The organism is Micromonospora sp. NPDC049107 (assembly GCF_040648595.1).
Taxonomy (GTDB): domain Bacteria; phylum Actinomycetota; class Actinomycetes; order Mycobacteriales; family Micromonosporaceae; genus Micromonospora.
This window is the reverse complement of sequence record NZ_JBEZEC010000006.1, coordinates 305,618-324,395: the sequence shown is the minus strand read 5'-3', so window position 1 is coordinate 324,395 and position 18,778 is coordinate 305,618. Positions and strand designations below refer to the sequence as shown.

At 72.6% G+C, this 18,778-nt stretch carries 21 protein-coding genes; 12 read left to right on the top strand and 9 right to left on the bottom strand.

The window, feature by feature from the left end; translation table 11 throughout:
• Positions 1 to 410: 410 nt before the first annotated feature.
• On the bottom strand, positions 411 to 611 hold the full coding sequence (locus tag AB0B55_RS17325; RefSeq protein ID WP_355233144.1) for a hypothetical protein: 201 nt from the start codon (positions 609 to 611) through the stop codon (positions 411 to 413).
• A gap of 164 nt (positions 612 to 775) precedes the next feature.
• Here AB0B55_RS17325 and AB0B55_RS17320 point away from each other — a divergent pair, with 164 nt between their 5' ends.
• On the top strand, positions 776 to 997 hold the full coding sequence (locus tag AB0B55_RS17320; RefSeq protein WP_357172178.1) for a hypothetical protein: 222 nt from the start codon (positions 776 to 778) through the stop codon (positions 995 to 997).
• 226 nt (positions 998 to 1,223) lie between these two features.
• On the opposite strand, the gene AB0B55_RS17315 is transcribed toward AB0B55_RS17320, so the two are convergent.
• Both AB0B55_RS17315 and AB0B55_RS17310 read right to left on the bottom strand, forming a co-directional pair.
• Entirely contained in the window at positions 1,224 to 1,973 is a 750-nt protein-coding gene (locus tag AB0B55_RS17315; protein ID WP_357172177.1) for a hypothetical protein, read from the bottom strand.
• Positions 1,970 to 2,470, bottom strand: coding sequence for a SigE family RNA polymerase sigma factor (locus AB0B55_RS17310; protein ID WP_357172176.1), 501 nt, complete (start codon positions 2,468 to 2,470; stop codon positions 1,970 to 1,972). Before AB0B55_RS17310 ends, AB0B55_RS17315 begins: the two co-directional genes overlap by 4 nt.
• Before the next feature lie 140 nt (positions 2,471 to 2,610).
• On the opposite strand from AB0B55_RS17310, the gene AB0B55_RS17305 reads away from it, so the two are divergent.
• Entirely contained in the window at positions 2,611 to 3,438 is an 828-nt protein-coding gene (locus AB0B55_RS17305; protein ID WP_357172175.1) for a DUF3152 domain-containing protein, read from the top strand.
• A gap of 9 nt (positions 3,439 to 3,447) precedes the next feature.
• On the opposite strand, the gene AB0B55_RS17300 is transcribed toward AB0B55_RS17305, so the two are convergent.
• A complete protein-coding gene (locus AB0B55_RS17300) occupies positions 3,448 to 4,101 on the bottom strand; it encodes a hypothetical protein (protein ID WP_357172174.1) in 654 nt (217 codons plus the stop codon).
• A gap of 230 nt (positions 4,102 to 4,331) precedes the next feature.
• Here AB0B55_RS17300 and AB0B55_RS17295 point away from each other — a divergent pair, with 230 nt between their 5' ends.
• The 3 genes from AB0B55_RS17295 (at position 4,332) to AB0B55_RS17285 (ending at position 6,195) form a co-directional block, all read left to right on the top strand.
• Positions 4,332 to 4,925, top strand: a complete 594-nt coding sequence (locus AB0B55_RS17295) for a hypothetical protein (RefSeq protein ID WP_357172173.1) — start codon at positions 4,332 to 4,334, stop codon at positions 4,923 to 4,925.
• 70 nt (positions 4,926 to 4,995) lie between these two features.
• A complete protein-coding gene (locus tag AB0B55_RS17290) occupies positions 4,996 to 5,265 on the top strand; it encodes a hypothetical protein (protein WP_357172172.1) in 270 nt (89 codons plus the stop codon).
• A gap of 12 nt (positions 5,266 to 5,277) precedes the next feature.
• Positions 5,278 to 6,195, top strand: coding sequence for an NADP-dependent oxidoreductase (locus AB0B55_RS17285; RefSeq protein WP_357172171.1), 918 nt, complete (start codon positions 5,278 to 5,280; stop codon positions 6,193 to 6,195).
• Positions 6,196 to 6,260: 65 nt separating this feature from the next.
• On the opposite strand, the gene AB0B55_RS17280 is transcribed toward AB0B55_RS17285, so the two are convergent.
• Positions 6,261 to 6,593 carry an L-rhamnose mutarotase gene (locus AB0B55_RS17280; RefSeq protein ID WP_357121533.1) on the bottom strand — a complete coding sequence of 111 codons (333 nt, stop codon included), beginning with the start codon at positions 6,591 to 6,593 and terminating at the stop codon, positions 6,261 to 6,263.
• Between the two features lie 159 nt (positions 6,594 to 6,752).
• Here AB0B55_RS17280 and AB0B55_RS17275 point away from each other — a divergent pair, with 159 nt between their 5' ends.
• The 6 genes from AB0B55_RS17275 (at position 6,753) to AB0B55_RS17250 (ending at position 12,954) form a co-directional block, all read left to right on the top strand.
• Positions 6,753 to 7,433, top strand: coding sequence for a response regulator transcription factor (locus tag AB0B55_RS17275; protein WP_357121530.1), 681 nt, complete (start codon positions 6,753 to 6,755; stop codon positions 7,431 to 7,433).
• Between the two features lie 13 nt (positions 7,434 to 7,446).
• Positions 7,447 to 8,865 carry a HAMP domain-containing sensor histidine kinase gene (locus tag AB0B55_RS17270; protein ID WP_357172170.1) on the top strand — a complete coding sequence of 473 codons (1,419 nt, stop codon included), beginning with the start codon at positions 7,447 to 7,449 and terminating at the stop codon, positions 8,863 to 8,865.
• Positions 8,852 to 9,766, top strand: a complete 915-nt coding sequence (locus AB0B55_RS17265; protein WP_357121524.1) for a Gmad2 immunoglobulin-like domain-containing protein — start codon at positions 8,852 to 8,854, stop codon at positions 9,764 to 9,766. The genes AB0B55_RS17270 and AB0B55_RS17265 overlap by 14 nt, the downstream gene beginning before the upstream one ends.
• A gap of 105 nt (positions 9,767 to 9,871) precedes the next feature.
• Complete coding sequence (locus tag AB0B55_RS17260) at positions 9,872 to 10,507, top strand: TetR/AcrR family transcriptional regulator (RefSeq protein ID WP_357121521.1); 636 nt, start codon at positions 9,872 to 9,874, stop codon at positions 10,505 to 10,507.
• Between the two features lie 33 nt (positions 10,508 to 10,540).
• Positions 10,541 to 12,034: a DHA2 family efflux MFS transporter permease subunit gene (locus AB0B55_RS17255; RefSeq protein WP_357121518.1), complete on the top strand. Its 1,494-nt coding sequence runs from the start codon at positions 10,541 to 10,543 to the stop codon at positions 12,032 to 12,034.
• A gap of 128 nt (positions 12,035 to 12,162) precedes the next feature.
• Positions 12,163 to 12,954 (top strand): maleylpyruvate isomerase family mycothiol-dependent enzyme, encoded by a 792-nt coding sequence (locus tag AB0B55_RS17250; RefSeq protein WP_357121515.1) that lies wholly within the window; start codon positions 12,163 to 12,165, stop codon positions 12,952 to 12,954.
• Between the two features lie 44 nt (positions 12,955 to 12,998).
• Here AB0B55_RS17250 and AB0B55_RS17245 read toward each other — a convergent pair whose 3' ends face one another.
• The 3 genes from AB0B55_RS17245 to AB0B55_RS17235 form a co-directional block, all read right to left on the bottom strand.
• Positions 12,999 to 14,198 carry an RtcB family protein gene (locus AB0B55_RS17245; protein WP_357121512.1) on the bottom strand — a complete coding sequence of 400 codons (1,200 nt, stop codon included), beginning with the start codon at positions 14,196 to 14,198 and terminating at the stop codon, positions 12,999 to 13,001.
• A 686-nt stretch (positions 14,199 to 14,884) separates the two neighbouring features.
• A complete protein-coding gene (locus tag AB0B55_RS17240; protein ID WP_357121509.1) occupies positions 14,885 to 15,049 on the bottom strand; it encodes a hypothetical protein in 165 nt (54 codons plus the stop codon).
• 176 nt (positions 15,050 to 15,225) lie between these two features.
• On the bottom strand, positions 15,226 to 16,548 hold the full coding sequence (locus AB0B55_RS17235; RefSeq protein ID WP_357121506.1) for an RICIN domain-containing protein: 1,323 nt from the start codon (positions 16,546 to 16,548) through the stop codon (positions 15,226 to 15,228).
• Between the two features lie 159 nt (positions 16,549 to 16,707).
• Here AB0B55_RS17235 and AB0B55_RS17230 point away from each other — a divergent pair, with 159 nt between their 5' ends.
• Positions 16,708 to 17,895: a spore photoproduct lyase family protein gene (locus AB0B55_RS17230; RefSeq protein ID WP_357121504.1), complete on the top strand. Its 1,188-nt coding sequence runs from the start codon at positions 16,708 to 16,710 to the stop codon at positions 17,893 to 17,895.
• An 8-nt stretch (positions 17,896 to 17,903) separates the two neighbouring features.
• Here the strand turns inward: AB0B55_RS17230 and AB0B55_RS17225 are convergent, their stop codons facing one another.
• On the bottom strand, positions 17,904 to 18,776 hold the full coding sequence (locus tag AB0B55_RS17225; RefSeq protein ID WP_357121501.1) for a M15 family metallopeptidase: 873 nt from the start codon (positions 18,774 to 18,776) through the stop codon (positions 17,904 to 17,906).
• Positions 18,777 to 18,778 lie beyond the last annotated feature (2 nt).

Here is an 18,778-nt window from a genome sequence, read left to right as displayed (position 1 = left end):
ATAACGGAGGACGGCACCCGGGACGCGGTCGGCCAGGTCCGGCGTCAGGTAGCCGCTGGGATCGAGCAGCGTCGGGCGGAGTGGTTAAGCTACCTGCACCGCCAGGCTGCCGGCGAGCTGGCACGGCTGGATCTCGTCCTGGCCGAGCTGGACGCAGCGGTGTCCGACCTGGCCGAGATCGACCGGGTGCGCCAGACGGTGGAGTCTCCGAGCGCTGGCCGGCTGTTCACCGCTGGGACGTCCATCCCGGTCACGAGCGCCATGGAGGCGGCCCGGCAAACCCGCCAGAGCGCCGCGGAGGCGTGGCCGGGCTGGAGCGGCACGCCGCCAAGGTGGCGCGGGAGAACGCGTCTCACCCCGCCTGAACGGTCACAGACGAGCGGCCCCATCCCCGCTCGGGATGGGACGTTTCAGCTTTCGCCCAGCGCCTGATTCTTCCGGTACTTCTTGATCCACGCTTCTACGGCCGCGCGGTCCCAGACTCGCACCTTGCCGCTGGCCACCGTGTCGATCGGTGCCGGGAAGGTCTTGCGGTTCGTGATCTCAGTAGCCCGGGTGCGTGACACGCCGCCGAGCATGTCTGCGATGTCGGAGAGCGCCACGAGTCTCACGCAGTGACCGTATGTACGTGCCAGGGGAGCACGTTGCCACTTCCAACCTTGACGGTGTGCACGTTGCAGGGGATGCTGACGGGGTGACAACCGGATGCGGTCCGGTCACCTGATCGGGGATCGGTGGCCGGACCTGCCCATTTATGGGAGGGGGAGCCGTGCCGATGGACGACGGACCCGTAACGCCCGCACTGCTGTTGTGGTCGGCCATGCGCGTGATCAACCAGCACGCGGAGCCGACCAGCCCGCACCGGGAGACCGGGCGGTGTGCTCAGTGCGGTGAGGGCGCGTGCGGGATGCTCGCGTGGGCTATCGGGGAGGTCAAGCGCCAGCGGATGGCCGGCAGTCGCGCTGCTCGGTACGGCATGACCGGCACCCGCCGATGATCGAGCGGGAGTTACCCCCGTCGGTGTGGGTGCCGATGGCGGCCCGACAGGTCATCAGGCAGCACCAAGTGCACGGATCGTGTGGGCGCTGCCGGCCGGACGGGTGCCCGGCGCTGCGTTGGGCGCGGGACCGGATCGAGGCGCGCCGGCTGGCCGGTAACCGGCCGCAGCGGTACTGACCGATTTCCCTGTCGCGCAATGGCATGTTTCACGGCTGGCCCAGGGATCAGAGTCGGCGGCCCGCGCCGTCACGGGCGACGATGCCGTCCAGCCGCTCCCCCGGCGCGAGCGTGGCCGGGTCGAACCAGAAGATCGCCACCTGCTTGTCGAGACTCCACCGCGCCACCTTGGCGTCGACCTGCCGACCGTCCGCCGTGCCGATGATTCGCGTCGCCGGGCCGACGAAGTAGCCGAAGGTGGGCACCAACACGGCCGACTCCCTCTCGTCGTACCCGATCTGGTGAAAACCGGGGCTCCGGTCGCTGCCCTCGACGTCGTTGACCAGGATGTCCGTGCGCACCGTGCCGTCCGGCGCGCGGCGACCGGCGGCCAGGCCGATGGTCACCTTGGGCACCCCGGGGATCGTCACCCCGACGATGTAGTACACCCGGAGATCGACGCCGTGCCGTATACCGGCGTCGATCACCTGACCCAGGGGCTTGGGATTCGGCACGCCACGAGCCTGCGTGGGCGGTGGCGTCGGCCCGTCCGACGTCGGCGCGACACCGACCGAGGGCGAGGCGACGGCGGCCGGGGACGCGGGCTCGGCCGGCGCGGAGTCGCGCGAACCGCTCGGGTCGACCGTCACCGCGGTCACGGCTACCAGCCCGGCCGCGAGTGTCGCCGCAGCGGCTCCGGTGACCCGCCGGCGGGTCCGCAACCGCCGCCCGTCACGCATCACCCGGGCCAGGTCGAGCACGGCGTCGGGGCGTTCGGTCGCCCGCATGGCCTCCCGCAGCCGCTCCAGCTCGCTCATCGGCGCGCCCCCTCGTCGGTGGTGCGCGGCGCGGCGGTGCGCAACTTCTCCAGGGCCCGTGAGCTGGTGCTCTTGACGGTGCCCACGGACACGGCGAGTTCTCGGGCCACCTGCGCCTCCGGCAGGTCGAAGTAGTACCGCAGCACGACGATGGCCCGTTCCCGAGGGCTCAGCGCGCCGAGGATGGCGACCAACCAGCGCCGGGTGGCCACGTCGTCGGCCACGTCACCGCGTCGCTGCTCCGGCACCTCGTCGGTCGGGTACTCCCGCATTGGCCGTCGCCACCGGTCCACCAGGTGGTTGACCAACGTGCGACGCGCGTAGCCGTAGGCGTCGTCGTCGTGGATCCGCGACCACGACGCGTACGTGCGGACCAGCGCGGTCTGTGCGGCGTCCTCGGCCTGGTGGTGGTCGCCGGTCATCAGGAACGCGGCGTGCACCAGCCGCGCGGACGCCGCCCGCGCGAACTCGACGAACTCCGCGTCACCCCGCGCCACCGCGAACCCTCCCCCGTGCCACATCACTCCAGACGGGTGCGGCCGCCGGAAGGTTGAGATCCGGATCACTTCAACTTTTCGTCGCCATGACCCGTCTTCTCCTGTGTGCGCGCCTTCAGGCGACGCGCGAGGGGAGAGACATGTCGACGAAGGGTACCCGCCGGTGGCATCTGGCCTCGGCGGCGTCACTGCTGGCGGTGGCGCTGCTCACCGGATGCACGGGGCCAGCGGCCGGGCAGCCCGCCGGAGACCCCGGTACCGGACCGCGACCCGATGACCACGCGGCGGCGTCGCACCGGCCAACCGGCGTCGGCATCCTCGGCACCCGCAGCACGCCCAACCACCCGGTCAGCTATCCCGCCACCGGCGGGAACCGCTGGACGCTGGCCGCCGCCGAGACGACGCGTGGCGGCGCGGAGAGCGGCACGCTGCTGCGCTACCGGGTCGCCGTGGAACGCGACATCCATGGTCTCGCGGCGGGTGACATCGCCACCGCGATCACCGCGACGTTGAACGACCCGCGCGGATGGACGGCGGGCGGGGACTGGCGGCTGCGGCGGGTGGGTGCCGGCGATTCGGCGGACTTCACCATCTACCTGGCGACCCCCGGCACCCGCGACACTCTCTGCCAGGACGTGCCGGACGGCTACACGTCCTGCCGCAGCGGCGACAAGGTGGTGCTGAACGTGGCGCGCTGGGTGTCGAGCGTGCCGAACTACGGCACGAGCCTGACCACCTACCGGCAGTACATGGTCAACCACGAGGTGGGGCACCGGCTCGGGTTCGGCCACGAACGCTGCCCGGGATCGGGCCGGCCGGCGCCGGTGATGCAGCAGCAGACGTTGGGCCTGCACGGTTGCCGTGCCAACGCGTGGCCGTACCCGAACGGCACGACCCGCTACCACGGCCCGTCCGGGGCGTACGACGACGCGATCCCCCGGCGCGAGGGCGCGTACCCGAAGCACTGAGACCGCCGGTCAGGGTCGGCGGCGGCGCTCCTGCTCAAGTCGCTCGTCCAGCCGACCCAGCTCATAGATGGCGTTGAGGCTGGTCGGCAGGCGGCGGACGTTGTCCGGCCCGGGGTCGGGATCGGGAGGTGACGTCGGGTCGGAAGTCGGTGCCGGAACGGCCGAGGGACCGGCACTGCCACGGCGGCGCAGCAGCAGCACCGCCAGCCCGACCAGGACCGCCGCCACCAGCAGATAGGACACGGGCGGCCAGCCATCGCGGACGGGGTCGGCGATGGCCGGCGCGACGATCGGCGCCGGGGTGTCGCCGCCCCGCACGGGCACGACCGGGTCGCGTCCGTCGGCGCCCGCCCGCTTGTCGGGGCGATCGGGCGGGACCGTCGCCCGCGCACCGGCCGACGACTCGGCGGACCCGGGGGTCGCGCCGGGCGTCGACGGGTCGGACGGCGCGGTCGCCGGTGGTCGGCTCGGCCCGGAGGTCGGGCCGCGGGTGGCGCTCGGCGTCGGGATCGGTGTGGGCGTACCGGCGCGGTCCAGCAGGTCGCCGACGATCCGGCCGACACCGCCGACCAGTTCACCGAGCGGACCCGGTGTGGCGGACACCGTCGGCGCGGGTGTGGGCGCGAGGGCGAGGGTCAACGCGAGGACGACGACGGCAGGCATCCATCCACCTCCGATGTGCCGATGCGAGGCACCGTATCGCAAGGTGGGAGGCCGTGGGGTGCCACGCCACGCCACGCCGCAGCTGACGCCGATAGCGGCGCGTCGTCGGCTGTTACCCAGCGGTTACCCGGCGGCGAGGTGCCCGTGTCGGGGCGGGACGACGGTGACGACTGAGGGTCACCGGCAGAGCCGCCGCGACGTGACCCCGGGACACCGAACGGAGAACCACGATGAGGATCAGGAGCGCGTTGACCGCGACGGCGGTCGTCCTCGCCGGAGTGCTCGCCACGGCGGGCAGCAGCGCGGCCGGGACCAGCAGCGCGACGGGCACCGGCTCGGCGCGCGCCGCCACCGAGGCGGCGTACTGCGGGATCACCTGGGGCAGCGGGGAGAAGTCGGCCGGCGCGCTGAGCGACGCTCCCCTGGTCGACGTCCGGACGGGCCAGCACGACTGCTACGACCGGGTGGTGTTCGAGTTCGCCGGCCCGGTCGACGGGTACACGATCGGCTACGGCGAGACCTGGACCGAGGGCGAAGGGCTCGCGCTGTCGCCGTACACCGCCGGAGGCGCGCTGCTGCGGGTTTCGCTGCGGGCCCCGGCGTACGACGCCGACCACCTCGGCACGGTGCCGTACCCGGTCGGCACGCACGTCACGAACCTGCTGCGCTACCCGACGCTGCGCGACGTGGTGTTCGGCGGCAGCTTCGAGGGCTACACCACCTTCGCCGTCGGCGTACGGGCCCGGCTGCCGTTCCGAGCCGTCGTGCTGACTGGTCCGGGCACCCACAGCCGGATCGTGCTCGACGTCGCCCACCAGTGGTGACCGCCGCCGTACCCCGCGCCGGCACCGTCGGACCCGCGAACCGGACCCGGAACTGCTCTACCTGGCGGCCATGTTCCACGACGCCGGGCTCGGGACCCCGTTCTCGGACCTCCAGCAGCGCTTCGAGGTCGGCTGGACACCGACCAGTTGGCGGATCCTCGCCGTCCATCCGCGCGGGGATTTCAAGAACGAATTCCTGCGCACCACGGTCGACGGGCTGAAGAATCGACCCGAAACCACGATCGGCACCGTCAACTCCGATTATCTCGAACACTTCGTTCCCGGCTTCCGGCGCGTGACGACGGTCGAGCGCATCGTCCGCGCACCCTGGCCGAGCTGAAAGGCCACGAGCATGAAAGCCATCACCGTACGCGACCGTGACGCCGGGGTGCAGGGACTCACCCTGACCGACATGCCGTACCCCCACGCCGCGGAGAACGACGTCATCGTGCGCGTCCACGCCGCCGGCTTCACACCCGGCGAGCTCGACTGGCCGACGACGTGGACCGACCGCGCGGGCCGTGACCGGACGCCCACCATCCCCGGGCACGAGCTCTCGGGTGTCGTGGCCGACCTCGGCTACGGCACCACCGGCCTCACCGTGGGTCAGCGGGTGTTCGGCCTGACCGACTGGGCCCGCGACGGATCCCTCGCCGAGTGCACGGCGGTGGAGGCGCGGAACCTCGCCCCGCTGGCGGCCGACGTCGACCACCCGGTGGCTGCGACGCTACCGATCTCCGGACTGACCGCCTGGCAGGGGCTGTTCGACCACGCCCACCTCACGGCCGGCCAGACCGTCCTCGTGCACGGCGCCGCCGGAGGTGTCGGCTCGATCGCCGTCCAACTCGGGCGGGAGGTGGGCGCCCGCGTGATCGGCACCGGTCGCGCCGCCGACCGGACCGTCGTGCTCTCTCTCGGCGCGCAGGCGTTCGTCGACCTGGACGCCGACGACCTGCGACAGGTCGGCGAGGTGGACGTGGTGCTCGACGTCATCGGTGGCGACATCCTGCGACGGTCGACCGAGCTGGTCCGCCCCGGCGGCACCGTCGTGACCATCGCCGCGCCGCCCGAGGTCCAGCCCAGGGACGGGCGAGCCGTCTTCTTCGTCGTCGAACCGGACCGTGCCCGGCTGGTCGACCTCGCCGAACGCGTCCGCACCGGACGGCTCAGGCCCATCGTGGGCGCGGTACGGCCGCTCGACGAGACGGCCTCGGCGTTCGCCCGACGCCAGCGCACAGCGGGGAAGACAATCATCAAGATCGCGGACTGACCGGGATCCGGGCCGGCGCCCGCCGAGGTCGAGGCGGGAGCCGGCCGGCGCCGACCGTGAGACGGCTAGCCTGCGGAGCCCTGCGGGGCCTCGTCGGCCAGGTGCCAGACCTCGCGCATCGGGGCCCACCAGTCCCCCGAGCCGGGCTCGGCCAGCGACTCCTGGCACGGGTCGGTCAGCTTCCACCACTCCTGCGTCTGCGGGTCCGCGGCGATCAGCCGCAGGTCGGCCTCGTAGTCGTCGCCGACGTACTCGTAGTAACCGAAGAGCAGGTCGTCGTGGAGGAAGATCGTGTAGTTGCGGAAGTTCGCCGCGCGCAGCGTCTGCTCGACGCTCGGCCAGACGGCGGCGTGTAACCGCAGGTAGGTCTCCCGCTGCTCGGGGCGGAGTCGGATCACGCAGCCATGACGTTGCACGTCGTGCCCTTTCGTGTGAGGGGGATGCCCGGAGGCACCTGACCGTAGCGGTGACGACGCCGGGATGAGGACCCGACCGGCCGCCGATGACGACCGTTCCGCCAGGGTTACGCACAGTGGTCACGGGTCTACCCTCGACTGATGGAGGGCCGCGTACTGGTGGTCGAGGACGACGTCTCCATTCGGGAGGTCACCGCCCTCGGTCTGCGCCGCGCCGGCTTCCGGGTCGACACCGCCACCGACGGACGACAGGCGCTCGTGACCTGGCGAGCGCACCCGGTCGACCTGATCGTGCTCGACGTCATGCTGCCCGAACTGGACGGTCTGGAGGTGTGCCGGGAGATCCGGCGGACGAGCCAGGTGCCGATCCTCATGCTGACCGCGCGCACCGACACGCTCGACGTGGTGGTCGGTCTGGAGTGCGGCGCGGACGACTACCTGCGCAAGCCCTTCGACCTGCCGGAGCTGGTGGCCCGGGTCCGCTCGGTGCTGCGGCGGGTGAGCGCGCCGACGCCGTCGCGCACCATCGCCGTGGGCGACCTGGAGATCGACCCGGGCGCATTCGTGGTACGCCGCGACGGCCGGGAGGTGGAGCTGACCGCGACCGAGTTCCGGCTCCTGCTGGAGCTGGCCCGACGTCCCGGCCAGGTCTTCACCCGGGAACTGTTGCTGGACCTGGTCTGGAACCACCGCTTCCTGGGCGACTCACGGCTCGTCGACGTGGCGGTGCAGAGGCTGCGCGCGAAGGTCGAGGACGATCCGGCGCACCCGCGGCGCATCCGCACGGTACGCGGCGCGGGCTACAAACTGTCCGCCGGTTGACGGGAGGTCGGCGATGGCCGTACGCCCGGTGCCGCCCGGCCGGCTGCGGCGCCGACTGACGATCGCGTTCGTGCTGGTCGCCGGAGTGTCCGCCGGACTGCTCGCCGGCGGGACCGGGCTGCTGCTGCGGCAGTCCTGGTGGGACGCGTCGCTGCGTCAGGCCGCCGCCGACGCCCGTTACCAGCTCGTGCTCGCCGGACAGTTCCCGCCGTTGACCGAACAGCGCGACGCCGAGCTGCTCACCAGCTTCGAGGGCAGCGGTCGGCATGTGGTCCTCGTCGACGGCGTCACCCGTCCCTCCCATCCCGGGTACGCCCCCGCCCTGGGCACGCGCCTGCGGGCGTCGGTCGCGGACGGGCAGCTCGCGTACCAGCGGTCGACGTCGGCGCAGCGCCCCCGCCTGCTGGTGGTGGGCGGGCGTGTCCCCGGTTCGACCGCTGAGCTGTACGTGATCACCGTGGAGGACGACGTCGCGGCCGACCTGAACCAGGTGTACGCCGCGCTGCTGGCCGGCTGGATGGTCGTCGTCCTGGTCGCCGCCGCGGTGGGCAACCTCCTGGCCCGCCGCACCCTGGAGCCGGTGGGCCGGGCCAGCCGCGCCGCCCGGGCGCTCACCGAGGGGCTGCTCGCCACCCGTCTGCCGGTACGCGGTCGGGACGAGTTCAGCGCGTGGGCCGCGTCGTTCAACGAGATGGCCGAGGCGCTGGAGGCGAAGATCGCCGCCCTGTCCGCCGCGCAGGCCCGGGAGCGGCGGTTCACCGCCGACGTCGCGCACGAGCTGCGTACCCCGGTGACCGCCCTGGTGGCGGCGGCCTCGCTGCTGCGCGAGCAGCTGGACCGGCTGCCCGACGACGCCCGGCCGGCCGCGCGGCTGCTGGTCGGGGACGTGGTCCGGCTGCGCCGCCTGATCGAGGACCTGATGGAGATCTCGCGGCTGGACGCCGGGCGGGACCGCCCGAGCGTCGAGCCGGTGGACGCGCTGGCGCTGTTACGCGCGATCGTCGCGGCGCGCGGCTGGTCGGACCGGGTGCTGGTCACCGGCGATCCCGTGGCGCTGCGCACCGACCCTCGCCACCTGGAGCGGGTCCTGGCCAACCTGGTCGCCAACGCGGTCGAGCACGGCGGCGGTGAGATCTCCGCGAGCGTGCGCGCGGCGGGCCGAGGCGTCGTGTTCGAGGTGGCCGACCAGGGGCCCGGCATCCCGGTCGCGCACCTGCCGCTGGTGTTCGACCGGTTCCACAAGGTCGACGCCGCGCGCTCGGCCCCGGGCAGCGGCCTCGGTCTGGCGATCGCCCGGGAACACGCGGCGGTGCTGGGCGGGGTGCTGAGTGTGCGCAGCGAGCCGGGCGTCGGCACGCGGTTCCGCCTGGAACTGCCCGCGCGGGATCCCGACGGTGCCGCGCGGGAGGGGGTGCGGGATGAGCGGCCGTGACGGGTCCCGCGCGGCAGGATTGGCGCTGGTCGCCGCGCTCGTCCTGAGCGGGTGCGGCACCCCCCGCTCCGGCGTCCTGGGCACGGCGCCGCCGGGGCCGCCGCCCACCACTTCCCCACCGACCGTCGCGCCCGCCACGACCGCGCCGGCCGCTTCGGCGCCGCCGACGCCGCCGGCCACCGGCACCCCGCCGCGTCCGCCGACGCCGGCGGTCACCGGGACCCGCCGGCCGGACCCGGTGACGATCGAGCTGTGGTACGTCCGCTCCGGGCGGCTCGTGCCCACCCGGCGCACCCGACCGGCCACCGTCGCGACGTCCCGGCTCGCCCTGAGTGAGCTGTCCGCCGGGCCGACTCCGGCCGAGGCCGCCACGGGGATGGTGACCCTGCTGCCGGCCGGCGTCGAGGTCACCCGGATCGTCGACGGGGTGGCGACACTCGGCCCCGTCCCGTCCGCCGACGACCCGGCGGACCGTCGGCGGCTGCGCGAGGCGCAGGTGGTGTGGACGCTCACCCAGTTCCCCACCGTCCGGCGGGTCCGCTTTCCCGGGGGCGCACCGGTCGGTCGGGCCGACTATCCGGGCCTGCTCGCGCCGATCGTGGTCACCGGGCCGAGCGTCGGCGAGAGGGTCACCGCCCCGCTCACCGTCAGCGGCACGGCGGACGTGTTCGAGGCCACGGTGAGCGTCCGGGTGCTGGACGACGCCGGCCGCCAGGTGGCCGCCGCCTTCGGCACGGCGAGCTGCGGCAGTGGCTGCCGGGGCGACTACCGGGTGGTGGTGAACTGGCGTACGAACAGGGCGCAGCACGGCACGATCGAGGTGTACGAGGTGTCGGCCCGGGACGGCACCCGGATCAACACCGTGGCCGTGCCGGTGCTCCTCGCGCCGCCCGACAGCTGAGGTTGAAACGTCACCGTTTCGCTCGCCCGATGCGACGCACCTCATAAAAGCCTGCAGGAAGGGCTCCGAGCGAACTAGGGTCAGTACGACATCGTTTCACGGGGGGTGCAGGTGCTGGAGGGTCAGCAGGTGAGCGCGGGCGTCGGCGTGCCGGCCGCCCGGTCGGCCCGGTGCACGAGCACCGACCTGTTCAGCGTGGTGATCGACCTGCTGCGCGAGGTCGGCTACGACCGGATGACCATCGACGCCGTGGCCGCCCGCGCCCACGTGAGCAAGGCCACCATCTACCGACGGTGGGACGGCAAGGCCGAGCTGGTCGTCGCCGCCCTGAGCGACCGCCAGGTCGGCGTGCTCAACCCACCCGACACCGGCTCACTGCGGGGTGACCTGCTCGAGCTGCTCCGCGCCACCGCCGCCATCTGTGTCGCCGACTGCGACCTGATGCAGGCGCTGACCTTCGCCATGCGGACGAGTCCGGAGCTGGAGCGTCTGGTACGCCACCAGGTGCTGCCCGCCGGTCGCGTGGCCAGCACCGCCGTCCTCGTCCGCGCCGCCGCCCGTGGGGAGATCCCCCCGGAGGCCGGCGAACGGGACCTGTTCCACGATCTTGCGCCCGCGCTCCTCATGTCCCGACTGGTCGCGCACGGTCTACCCGCCGACGACGCGTTCCTCACCCAGGTCGTCGACCAGGTGCTGATCCCGGTCCTGACCTACCGGCACGACCGCCCGTCCCAGGCCTGATCCATCAACATCCGCACCACGGAAGGCTTCACCATGCCCGGAACCACCTCGACCGCCCCCGGCGCCCCCGGCGCCGGGACGTCGACAGGCGCCCCGCACCCGCGGCGCTGGATCGCCCTGGGGGTCATCGCGGTCTCGCAGCTGATGGTCGTCCTCGACGCCACCATCGTGAACATCGCGCTCCCCCAGGCCCAGGCCGACCTGGGCATCACCGACGCGAACCGGCAGTGGGTGATCACCGCCTACACGCTGGCCTTCGGCGGTCTGCTCCTGCTCGGTGGCCGGATCGCCGACTACTGGGGGCGTAAGCGCACCTTCCTGGTCGGCATGACCGGCTTCGCGCTGGCCTCCGCGCTGGGCGGCCTCGCCACCACCGGTGGGATGCTCTTCGCCGCCCGCGCGTTGCAGGGCGCGTTCGGCGCGCTGCTCGCGCCGGCCGCCCTGGCGCTGCTCACAGTGCTGTTCACCGAGGCCACCGAGCGCGCCAAGGCGTTCGCCGTGTACGGCGCGATCGCCGGTGGCGGCTCCGCGGTCGGGCTGCTGCTCGGCGGGGTGCTGACCGAGTACGCCGACTGGCGCTGGTGCCTGCTGGTCAACATCCCGGTCGCCGCCATCGCGATCGCCTTCGCCCTCCCGCTCGTGCCGGAGAGCCGGGCGCACGGCAACACCCGCTACGACGTGCCCGGCGCGGTCGTCGTCACCGCCGGTCTGGTCTCCCTCGTCTACGGCTTCACCAAGGCGGCCGAGGACGGTTGGGACGCGACCGCCACGCTCGGCTTCATCGCCGCCGGTGTGGTGCTGCTGGCCGCCTTCGTGGTGATCGAGCTGCGCACCAACCACCCGCTGCTGCCGCTGCGGATCATCCTGGACCGCAACCGGGGCGGGGCGTACCTCACCTCGACGCTGATCGGCGCGGGCCTGTTCGGGGCGTTCCTCTTCCTGACCTTCTACTTCCAGGTGGTCCTGCAGTACAAGCCCCTGGAGGCCGGCCTCGCGTCGCTGCCGGTCACCGCCGGTGTGCTGATCGCCGCGGGCGGCGCCAGCCAGCTCATGCCGCGACTGGGCGCCAAGCCGCTGATGGTCGCCGGTGCGGTGCTCGCCGCCGCGGGCATGCTGGTGCTGACCCAGATCGACGTCGACACGTCGTTCCTCACCCACCTGCTGCCCGCCCAGGTCGTCCTGGGTCTGGGACTCGGCTTCACCTTCGTCCCGCTGTCCAGCCTCGCGCTGGTCGGGGTGCCGGAGCACGACGCCGGCGCGGCCAGCGCGACGCTCAACGCCACCCAGCAGGTCGGTGGCTCACTCGGCACCGCGCTGCTGAACACCTTCTACACCAGCGCGGTCACCGCGTACCTGGTCGGCCGGGCGCCGAACCCGGCGACGCAGGTGGAGGCGCTGGTGCACGGGTACCGCGTCGCGTTCGCCTGGGGCGCGGTCCTGATCGTGCTCGCCGGGCTGGTCACGCTGGTCCTGGTGAAGGTGCGCAAGGAGGACATCCCGGCCGGCAACGCCGTGCACATGGGCTGAGCCCGAACGACGCCGCCCGGCCCGCACCCGATGGGGTACGGGCCGGGCGGCGCACACCGGGTGCGTCCGACCGGGGCGAATCGTCCGGTAGCGTCCCGACCATCGTCGAAGATCCGTTGAGGAGACATATGTCCACGGCTGCCGACCAGATCATCCACGCGCTACGGGCGGGCCACGAGGAGCTTGCCGCGCTCGTGCGCGACCTGAAGGACGACGACCTGCGCCAGCCCTCCGGGGCCAGCGAATGGCAGGTCTCCCAGGTGCTCAGCCACCTGGGCAGCGGCGCCGAGATCGGCCTCGCGGGGCTGAACGCCTCCATCGAGGGCACGCCCGCCCCGGACGGCGACTTCAACCGCGGCGTGTGGCAGCGCTGGGACGCCATGTCCCCCGAGGAGCACGCCGCCGGCTTCCTGGCGTCCAACGAGCGTCTGGTCGAGGCGTACGAGGCGCTGGACGCCGAGACCCGCGAGACGCTGCGGATCAACCTCGGCTTCCTGCCCGACCCGGTCGACGTCGCCACCGCCGCCCGGTTCCGGCTCAGCGAGTTCGCCCTGCACCAGTGGGACGCCGAGGTGGCGTTCAACCCGTTCGCGGCGGTGACGCCGGAGGCGGTGCCGCTGCTCCTCGATCAGATCGGCGGCATGCTGAGCTGGACCAGCCGACCCAAGGAGCTGGCCGGCCGGGAGGCGACCCTGCTGGTACGGCTGCGGGACCCGGAACGGACGTTCGGGCTGCGGCTGGGCGAGCAGATCACGCTCACCGACGCGCCGGAGCAGCCCGACGGTGAGCTGTCCCTGCCGGCCGAGGCGTGGCTGCGGCTGGTGGTCGGCCGGCTCGGGCAGCGTTACACCCCGGATGGCGTGCGGGTGAGCGGGCCGGTGACCCTGGACGACCTGCGCCGGGTCTTCGTCGGCTTCTGAGGAGGTCCGCGCGGGCCGGTGCTCCCGGCCCGCGCGTACCCTCGTCAGCCCTTCACGCAGACGACCTGCTTGAGGTGCGCGACCACCTCCACCAGGTCATCCTGCTGGGCCATCACCTCGGTGATGTCCTTGTACGCGCCGGGGATCTCGTCGACCACCCCGGCGTCCTTGCGGCACTCCACGCCCGCGGTCTGCGCGGCCAGGTCGGCGGTGCTGAACGTCCGCTTCGCCTGCGCCCGCGACATCCGCCGCCCGGCACCGTGCGACGCGGAGCAGTACGCGTCCGGGTTACCCCGACCCCGCACGATGTACGACCCGGTCCCCATCGACCCGGGAATGATGCCCAGGTCACCCCGGCCGGCCCGGATCGCGCCCTTGCGGGTGACCAGCACGTCGACGCCGTCGTAGCTCTCCTCGGAGACGTAGTTGTGGTGGCACGAGATGGGCTCGTCGTAGCCGACCTGCGGGAACTGCTCGCGCACCACATTGCAGAGCAGCGCCAGCATGACGGCCCGGTTGCGCCGGGCGTACTCCTGCGCCCACCACAGGTCCCGCCGGTACGCCTCCATCTCCGGCGTGCCGGCAAGGAACACGGCGAGGTCCCGGTCGGGCAGGTCGGCGTTGTGCGGCAGCCGCCGGGCCACCCCGATGTGCCGCTCGGCCAGTTCCTTGCCGATGTTGCGCGACCCGGAGTGCAGCATCAGCCAGACCCGGCCCTCGTCGTCGCCGCCCTGCTCCAGGCAGACCTCGATGAAGTGGTTACCGCCGCCGAGCGTCCCGATCTGCCGCTGCGCCCGCGTCTCGAGCTGCGCCACCCGAGGGTCCAGACCGGCGAAGCGACCCCAGAAGTCGTCCCAGCCGGCCTGCTCCAGCCCGCGGACCCGACGCGGGTTGACCGCCTCGGGCCGCTGCGCGAAGCCGACCGGGATGGTGGCCTCGATCGCGGACCGCAGGCCGCCCAGGTCGTCCGGCAGGTCGGCGGCGGTCAGCGAGGTGCGCACCGCCGACATGCCGCAGCCGATGTCGACGCCGACCGCAGCCGGCGAGACGGCCTGTCGCATGGCGATCACCGAACCGACCGTCGCGCCCTTACCGAAGTGCACGTCCGGCATCACGGCGACACCCTGCACCCAGGGCAGCGCGCCGATGTTGCGCAGCTGCTTCGCGGCCTGCGGCTCGATGGCGTACGGGTCGGTCCAGACCCGGACCGGCGCCCGGGTCCCGGCGAGCGGGGTGAATCCCATGATGGTCTCCTTCTGTCGTGCGGGTGACCGATATCGATCATGCGCCGGGCGGCTGTGGTCCGGCGGCGGTACGGGGATACGAGAAGGCCGCCCGATCCCGGTGGGGATGGGCGGCCGGCGGACGCGCTACGCGTCGGCGTCAGTCGCGCCACCCCGGCCCGGTGCCCCGCAAGGGGTTGCAGGCAGTGGTCGTGGCTGTGGTGAGGAGATAACCGCCGGCAGGAAGCAGACGCCGGGCGGCGTCGGTGCGGACGCGTCGCGACACGGCGTACTCCCCTCGTGGTTGCTCTCGTGGTTGCTCTCGACCTTGCACCGGTGACAGTAGGAGGATGGCGGCACGTCCGCAATGGATATCTCCGTGGGCGCGGCACCGGCGGGCCTGGCGGGCCTGGCGGGCCTGTCACCCGCAGGTCCTGTCGAGCTGCCCCAGATGTGGGGCGGCACCGAGCGACCGGCCCCGCCACCCAAACCACCGTCTGCCAAGCGGACCGGTGCCCGCGACCCGGACCGGCGGCCGGCGAGCAGATGGGCACCCGCCACGGCGACGCCGCGCCCGGCTGCGCGGAGCGCGCCCGGCTGCGCGGAGCGCGCCCGGCTGCGCGGAGCGCGCCCCATTTATGGGGCAGCTCGACAGGGGCACGACACAGCGAGCGGCCCACCGGGCCGGCCCTCGTCGCTAGGCCCGTTCAGGTGTCGTAGCAGCCGTCCCACGGCGGGGCGAACCCCAGCTCGTCGGGGAGGAACTCGGCGTGGTCGTCGCCGTCGTACTCCTCGGACCAGTCGACCAGCCCGAACGCGTGCCCGTCGACCTCGACCCGGAACAGGCGGATGGCGAAGACCCGACCGGGCAACGCGTCCAGACACCCGGTGAGGCGGGCCTCCGCCCGGTCGATGGAGGCGTCCTCGTGCTCGCTCGCGCCCCTGCGGCGGTACCAGTCGTCTTCGGCTCCGGCACCGCCGGTGAGGGTGGCGGTGACGGAGCCGAAGAACTGTCGGGAATCGCCATGGCCGCGAGGCTATGGCCGACCTACGACGCGGACACCAGCCGGAACGACTGCGCCGCGGTGCCGTTGCAGGTGTACTGGATGAGCTGGACGCTGTCCGCCGTGGATGCGCCCGGCACGTCCAGGCACTTGCCGCTGCTGCGGTTGACCAGGCGGTAGTAGCCGCCGCCCTCGGACTCCGCGCGCCACTGCTGGTTGACGCCGCCGCTGTAGGACCAGAGCTGGATGGGGGCCGAGTCGGCGGTCGACCGGTCGGTCACGTCGAGCACCTGCGCGCTGTTGTTGCGGTTGTTGACCCGCAGGTAGCCGTCGCTGGTCGGGACGAACTGGTACTGCTGGGCGGTGCTGTTGTTGCAGGCGTACTGCTGGATCGCGGTGCCGTTCGCGGTGCCGGCGGCCCGCGCGTCCACGCACTTGCCGCTGCCCCGGTTGACGACGGTGTGCCAGGCGGTCGGGGAGATCGGGCCGGCGCTGCCGGTCGGGGTGGGCGTCGGGGTCGGGGTCGGCGACGTGCCGACGCCGGCGAGCCAGTGCAGCCCGTCGATCAGCAGCTTGTTCTGCTGGGCGCTGTCGAAGGTGGACGACAGGCCGGTCTTGGTGCCGTAGTCCATCCTGTTGTGCCCGAAGTTGGCGTAGATCATCTTGTACTGCCGGTTGCTCCAGACCAGCGGGTAGTAGCCGCTGTACCAGGACTGGTTGGGGTCGGTCCCGACCGGGAAGCTCGACGGGTCGACCGAGGCCAGGATGTCGATGTTCGAGTTCTGCCGCAGGTCGTTGCTCCACGAGTACCACTCGCTGAACGACGACGAGAACGTCGCCGGCAGGTTCCGGGTGGCCGCGTGGGTGCGGTTGTCGACGCGCATGGTGACCCGGGTGGGCAGCCAGGTGTTGGTCCGGAACGAGCCGGAGCCGAGGAACGTGTTGTAGTACCAGCTCCAGCTCGACGGGTTGTCGGTCCACGCGCTGACGTGGAAGCCCATCCACGCCCCGCCGTTCTGCATGTACTGCTGGAAGGCGGGGCGCTGGGCGGCGGGCGGCGCGTCGTCCAGGAACATGACGACCTTGTACTGGGCCAGGTTGGACGTGTTCAGCAGGCTCCAGTTGTTGGTGGCCTCCCAGGAGAAGCCGTACTGCGCGGCGGCCTGCGGGAACCAGGCGCGCGCGTCCTTGATGAAGTCGATGTGCGCGTCGTCCCAGGTGCCGTTGTAGAAGGCCAGGACCTTGAACGTCGGCGCGGCCTGCGCGCTGCGCGCGACGCCGAGACCGACGCCGGCGGTCACGGCGACGACGAGCGCGACGAACACCGACAGGATCCTTCTGGTACGGGAGGAAAGTTCTGCGATCACCTGATCGTCCCTTCGGTGGGGACGCGCGCCGCCGCGTCGTCGTAAATCTGTTCACAAGGTTTACAGATAGACGAAAGGTTATGCTTTTCCGACGTGCGGCGTCAATCGCCAGCCGCGTCGATCGGGTGGGATTCCTGCGGTAGCGGGTACTCCGGCCCGATGACCAGCCCGGATGCCGTCGACGTCGACAGGCCGCTGGCTGTGGACGTGCCCGCCGCGACGCACGACGCCAGCGGCGAGCGGGTGCCGATCCGCGACCTGGCCGCCCTCGCCCCGGAGGCGCGACCCGCGCGCCGGTGGACGCCGGGCCGGGTGGTGGCCACCCCCGCCGCCCTGGACCACCCGCACGGACAGCGGATCGTCGACCGGGTGCAGGCGCTCGGCATCGAGGTGGAACGGCTCCGATCCAATCGACTCAGCGGAGTACGCGGGCAGACCGACCGCGAGACCTACGCGCGGGCCAAGGCGACCATGGCGATCGTGGTGAGCCCGCCGTCCCGGCGCGACCTGCAACCCATCGCGCCCAGCGCCGACTGGCGCGTCGACCTCGCCGAGGGCTGCCCCGCGCACTGCCAGTACTGCTACCTGGCCGGCTCGCTCTCCGGCCCGCCGGTGACCCGGGTGTACGCGGACCTCGACGACATCCTCGCCGGACTGACTCCGTACGCCGGGCGCGGCACGGTGACCAGCCGCGACGCGCGTCGCGCCGACGAGGGCACCACGTTCGAGGCGTCCTGCTACACCGACCCCCTGGCGCTGGAGCACCTGACCGGCAGTTGGCAACGGGCGGTGCGGCACTTCGCCGACTGGGACGCCCCCGTGCAGTTGCGCTGGACCACCAAGTACGCCGACGTGGACAGCTTCGTCGGCCTGCCCCACCACGGCCGCACCCGGGTCCGGTTCAGCGTCAACTGCGCCCCGGTCAGCCAGCGGTTCGAGGGCGGCACCGCCCGGGTGCCGGACCGGCTCGCCGCCCTGCGCCGGCTCGCGCTCGACGGTTATCCCGTCGGGCTGACCATCGCGCCCATCATCGCGCTGCCCGACTGGCGCGAGGCGTACGGCGACCTGCTGGACCAGGTCCGCGCGGCGGTCGACGGGGTACCGGAGCTGGACCTGACCGCCGAGCTGATCACCCACCGGTTCACGCCCGGCAGCCGGGAGGTGCTGCTCGGCTGGTACCCGCGTACCCGGCTGGAGATGGACGTAGCGGCGCGCAGCCGCAAACACGGCAGGTTCGGCGCGGTGAAGTACGTCTACCCTCGGGACACGATGGCCGAGCTGCGACGGTGGTTCACCGACGAGCTGACCGCGCGGATACCCGCCTGCCGTGTCCTCTACTGGACCTGAGCCGGGTCTCAGCCGACCGACGAACGGGCGACCGGCGCGGCGAAGAACGTGTCCGGGTACGGCTCGTCGCGCAGGCGGTAGTGCCACCACTCCCGGTCGTAGTTCACGAATCCGGCGTCGGTCATCAGCCGTCGCAGCAACCGCCGGTTGTCCCGGGCGGTCCCGGTGATCCGGGGGTCGTCGGTGTGCGCTCGGGCGTCGAAGCAGTCGAAGCCCGTACCCATGTCGATGGTGTTGTCCGCGAAGCGCTGCGCCCGGGGCGCGGTGCAGGCCACCAGCGACTGGCCGGGCCGGTACGGAGGTTGGCTGGCGGCGGGCTCGTCGACGAGGGTGAGGTCCATCGTGCTGCCCCGGCTGTGCGCGGTCGGCGCACCGATGTAGCCGTCGGCGAAGAGCCTGTCCTTCGCCAGGTCCGGGTAGAACTCGGCCTTGGTCTGCTGCTCGCCGGGACGCTTCGACCAGGCGACGAAGTCGTCCACCGCCGGCTGCGGGCGGTAGCAGTCGTACACCTTGAGGCTGTGGCCCCCGGCGAGCGCGGCGTCCTGGACCCGACGCAGCGCCTCGGCCGCCGGCCGGGTGAGCAGGCACAGCGGTTCGCGGTAGCCGGCGATCGGCCGGCCCACGAAGTTGTGCGCCGTGGCGTACCGGATGTCGGCGTGGATGCGCGGGTCGACGTCGGTCAGCACCACAAAATTCGGCAACTCGCCCGCGCCCGGCGGGGTCGCGCTCGGGCGGGCGGTAGGGCCGTCAGGCGTCGGTCGAGGGCTCGCCGAGACCGGGGTGGCGACCGTCGGCGTGGGGCGCGGCGGCGAGGAGCAGCCGCCGAGCGCCGCGGCGAGCGCGAGTACGGCGACGCCACCCAACCGTCCTGACCTGCGCACAG

Excerpts from the sequence above, each read along its gene's own strand:
- AB0B55_RS17250 (WP_357121515.1), top strand. The coding sequence starts at position 12,163 with ATGTCCACGGCTGCCGACCAGATCATCCACGCGCTACGGGCGGGCCAC.
- AB0B55_RS17265 (WP_357121524.1), top strand. The coding sequence starts at position 8,852 with ATGAGCGGCCGTGACGGGTCCCGCGCGGCAGGATTGGCGCTGGTCGCC.
- AB0B55_RS17285 (WP_357172171.1), top strand. The coding sequence starts at position 5,278 with ATGAAAGCCATCACCGTACGCGACCGTGACGCCGGGGTGCAGGGACTC.
- AB0B55_RS17305 (WP_357172175.1), top strand. The coding sequence starts at position 2,611 with ATGTCGACGAAGGGTACCCGCCGGTGGCATCTGGCCTCGGCGGCGTCA.
- AB0B55_RS17320 (WP_357172178.1), top strand. The coding sequence starts at position 776 with ATGGACGACGGACCCGTAACGCCCGCACTGCTGTTGTGGTCGGCCATG.
- AB0B55_RS17295 (WP_357172173.1), top strand. The coding sequence starts at position 4,332 with ATGAGGATCAGGAGCGCGTTGACCGCGACGGCGGTCGTCCTCGCCGGA.
- AB0B55_RS17275 (WP_357121530.1), top strand. The coding sequence starts at position 6,753 with ATGGAGGGCCGCGTACTGGTGGTCGAGGACGACGTCTCCATTCGGGAG.
- AB0B55_RS17230 (WP_357121504.1), top strand. The coding sequence starts at position 16,708 with ATGACCAGCCCGGATGCCGTCGACGTCGACAGGCCGCTGGCTGTGGAC.
- AB0B55_RS17270 (WP_357172170.1), top strand. The coding sequence starts at position 7,447 with ATGGCCGTACGCCCGGTGCCGCCCGGCCGGCTGCGGCGCCGACTGACG.
- AB0B55_RS17300 (WP_357172174.1), bottom strand. The coding sequence starts at position 4,101 with ATGCCTGCCGTCGTCGTCCTCGCGTTGACCCTCGCCCTCGCGCCCACA.
- AB0B55_RS17315 (WP_357172177.1), bottom strand. The coding sequence starts at position 1,973 with ATGAGCGAGCTGGAGCGGCTGCGGGAGGCCATGCGGGCGACCGAACGC.
- AB0B55_RS17290 (WP_357172172.1), top strand. The coding sequence starts at position 4,996 with ATGTTCCACGACGCCGGGCTCGGGACCCCGTTCTCGGACCTCCAGCAG.
- AB0B55_RS17245 (WP_357121512.1), bottom strand. The coding sequence starts at position 14,198 with ATGGGATTCACCCCGCTCGCCGGGACCCGGGCGCCGGTCCGGGTCTGG.
- AB0B55_RS17255 (WP_357121518.1), top strand. The coding sequence starts at position 10,541 with ATGCCCGGAACCACCTCGACCGCCCCCGGCGCCCCCGGCGCCGGGACG.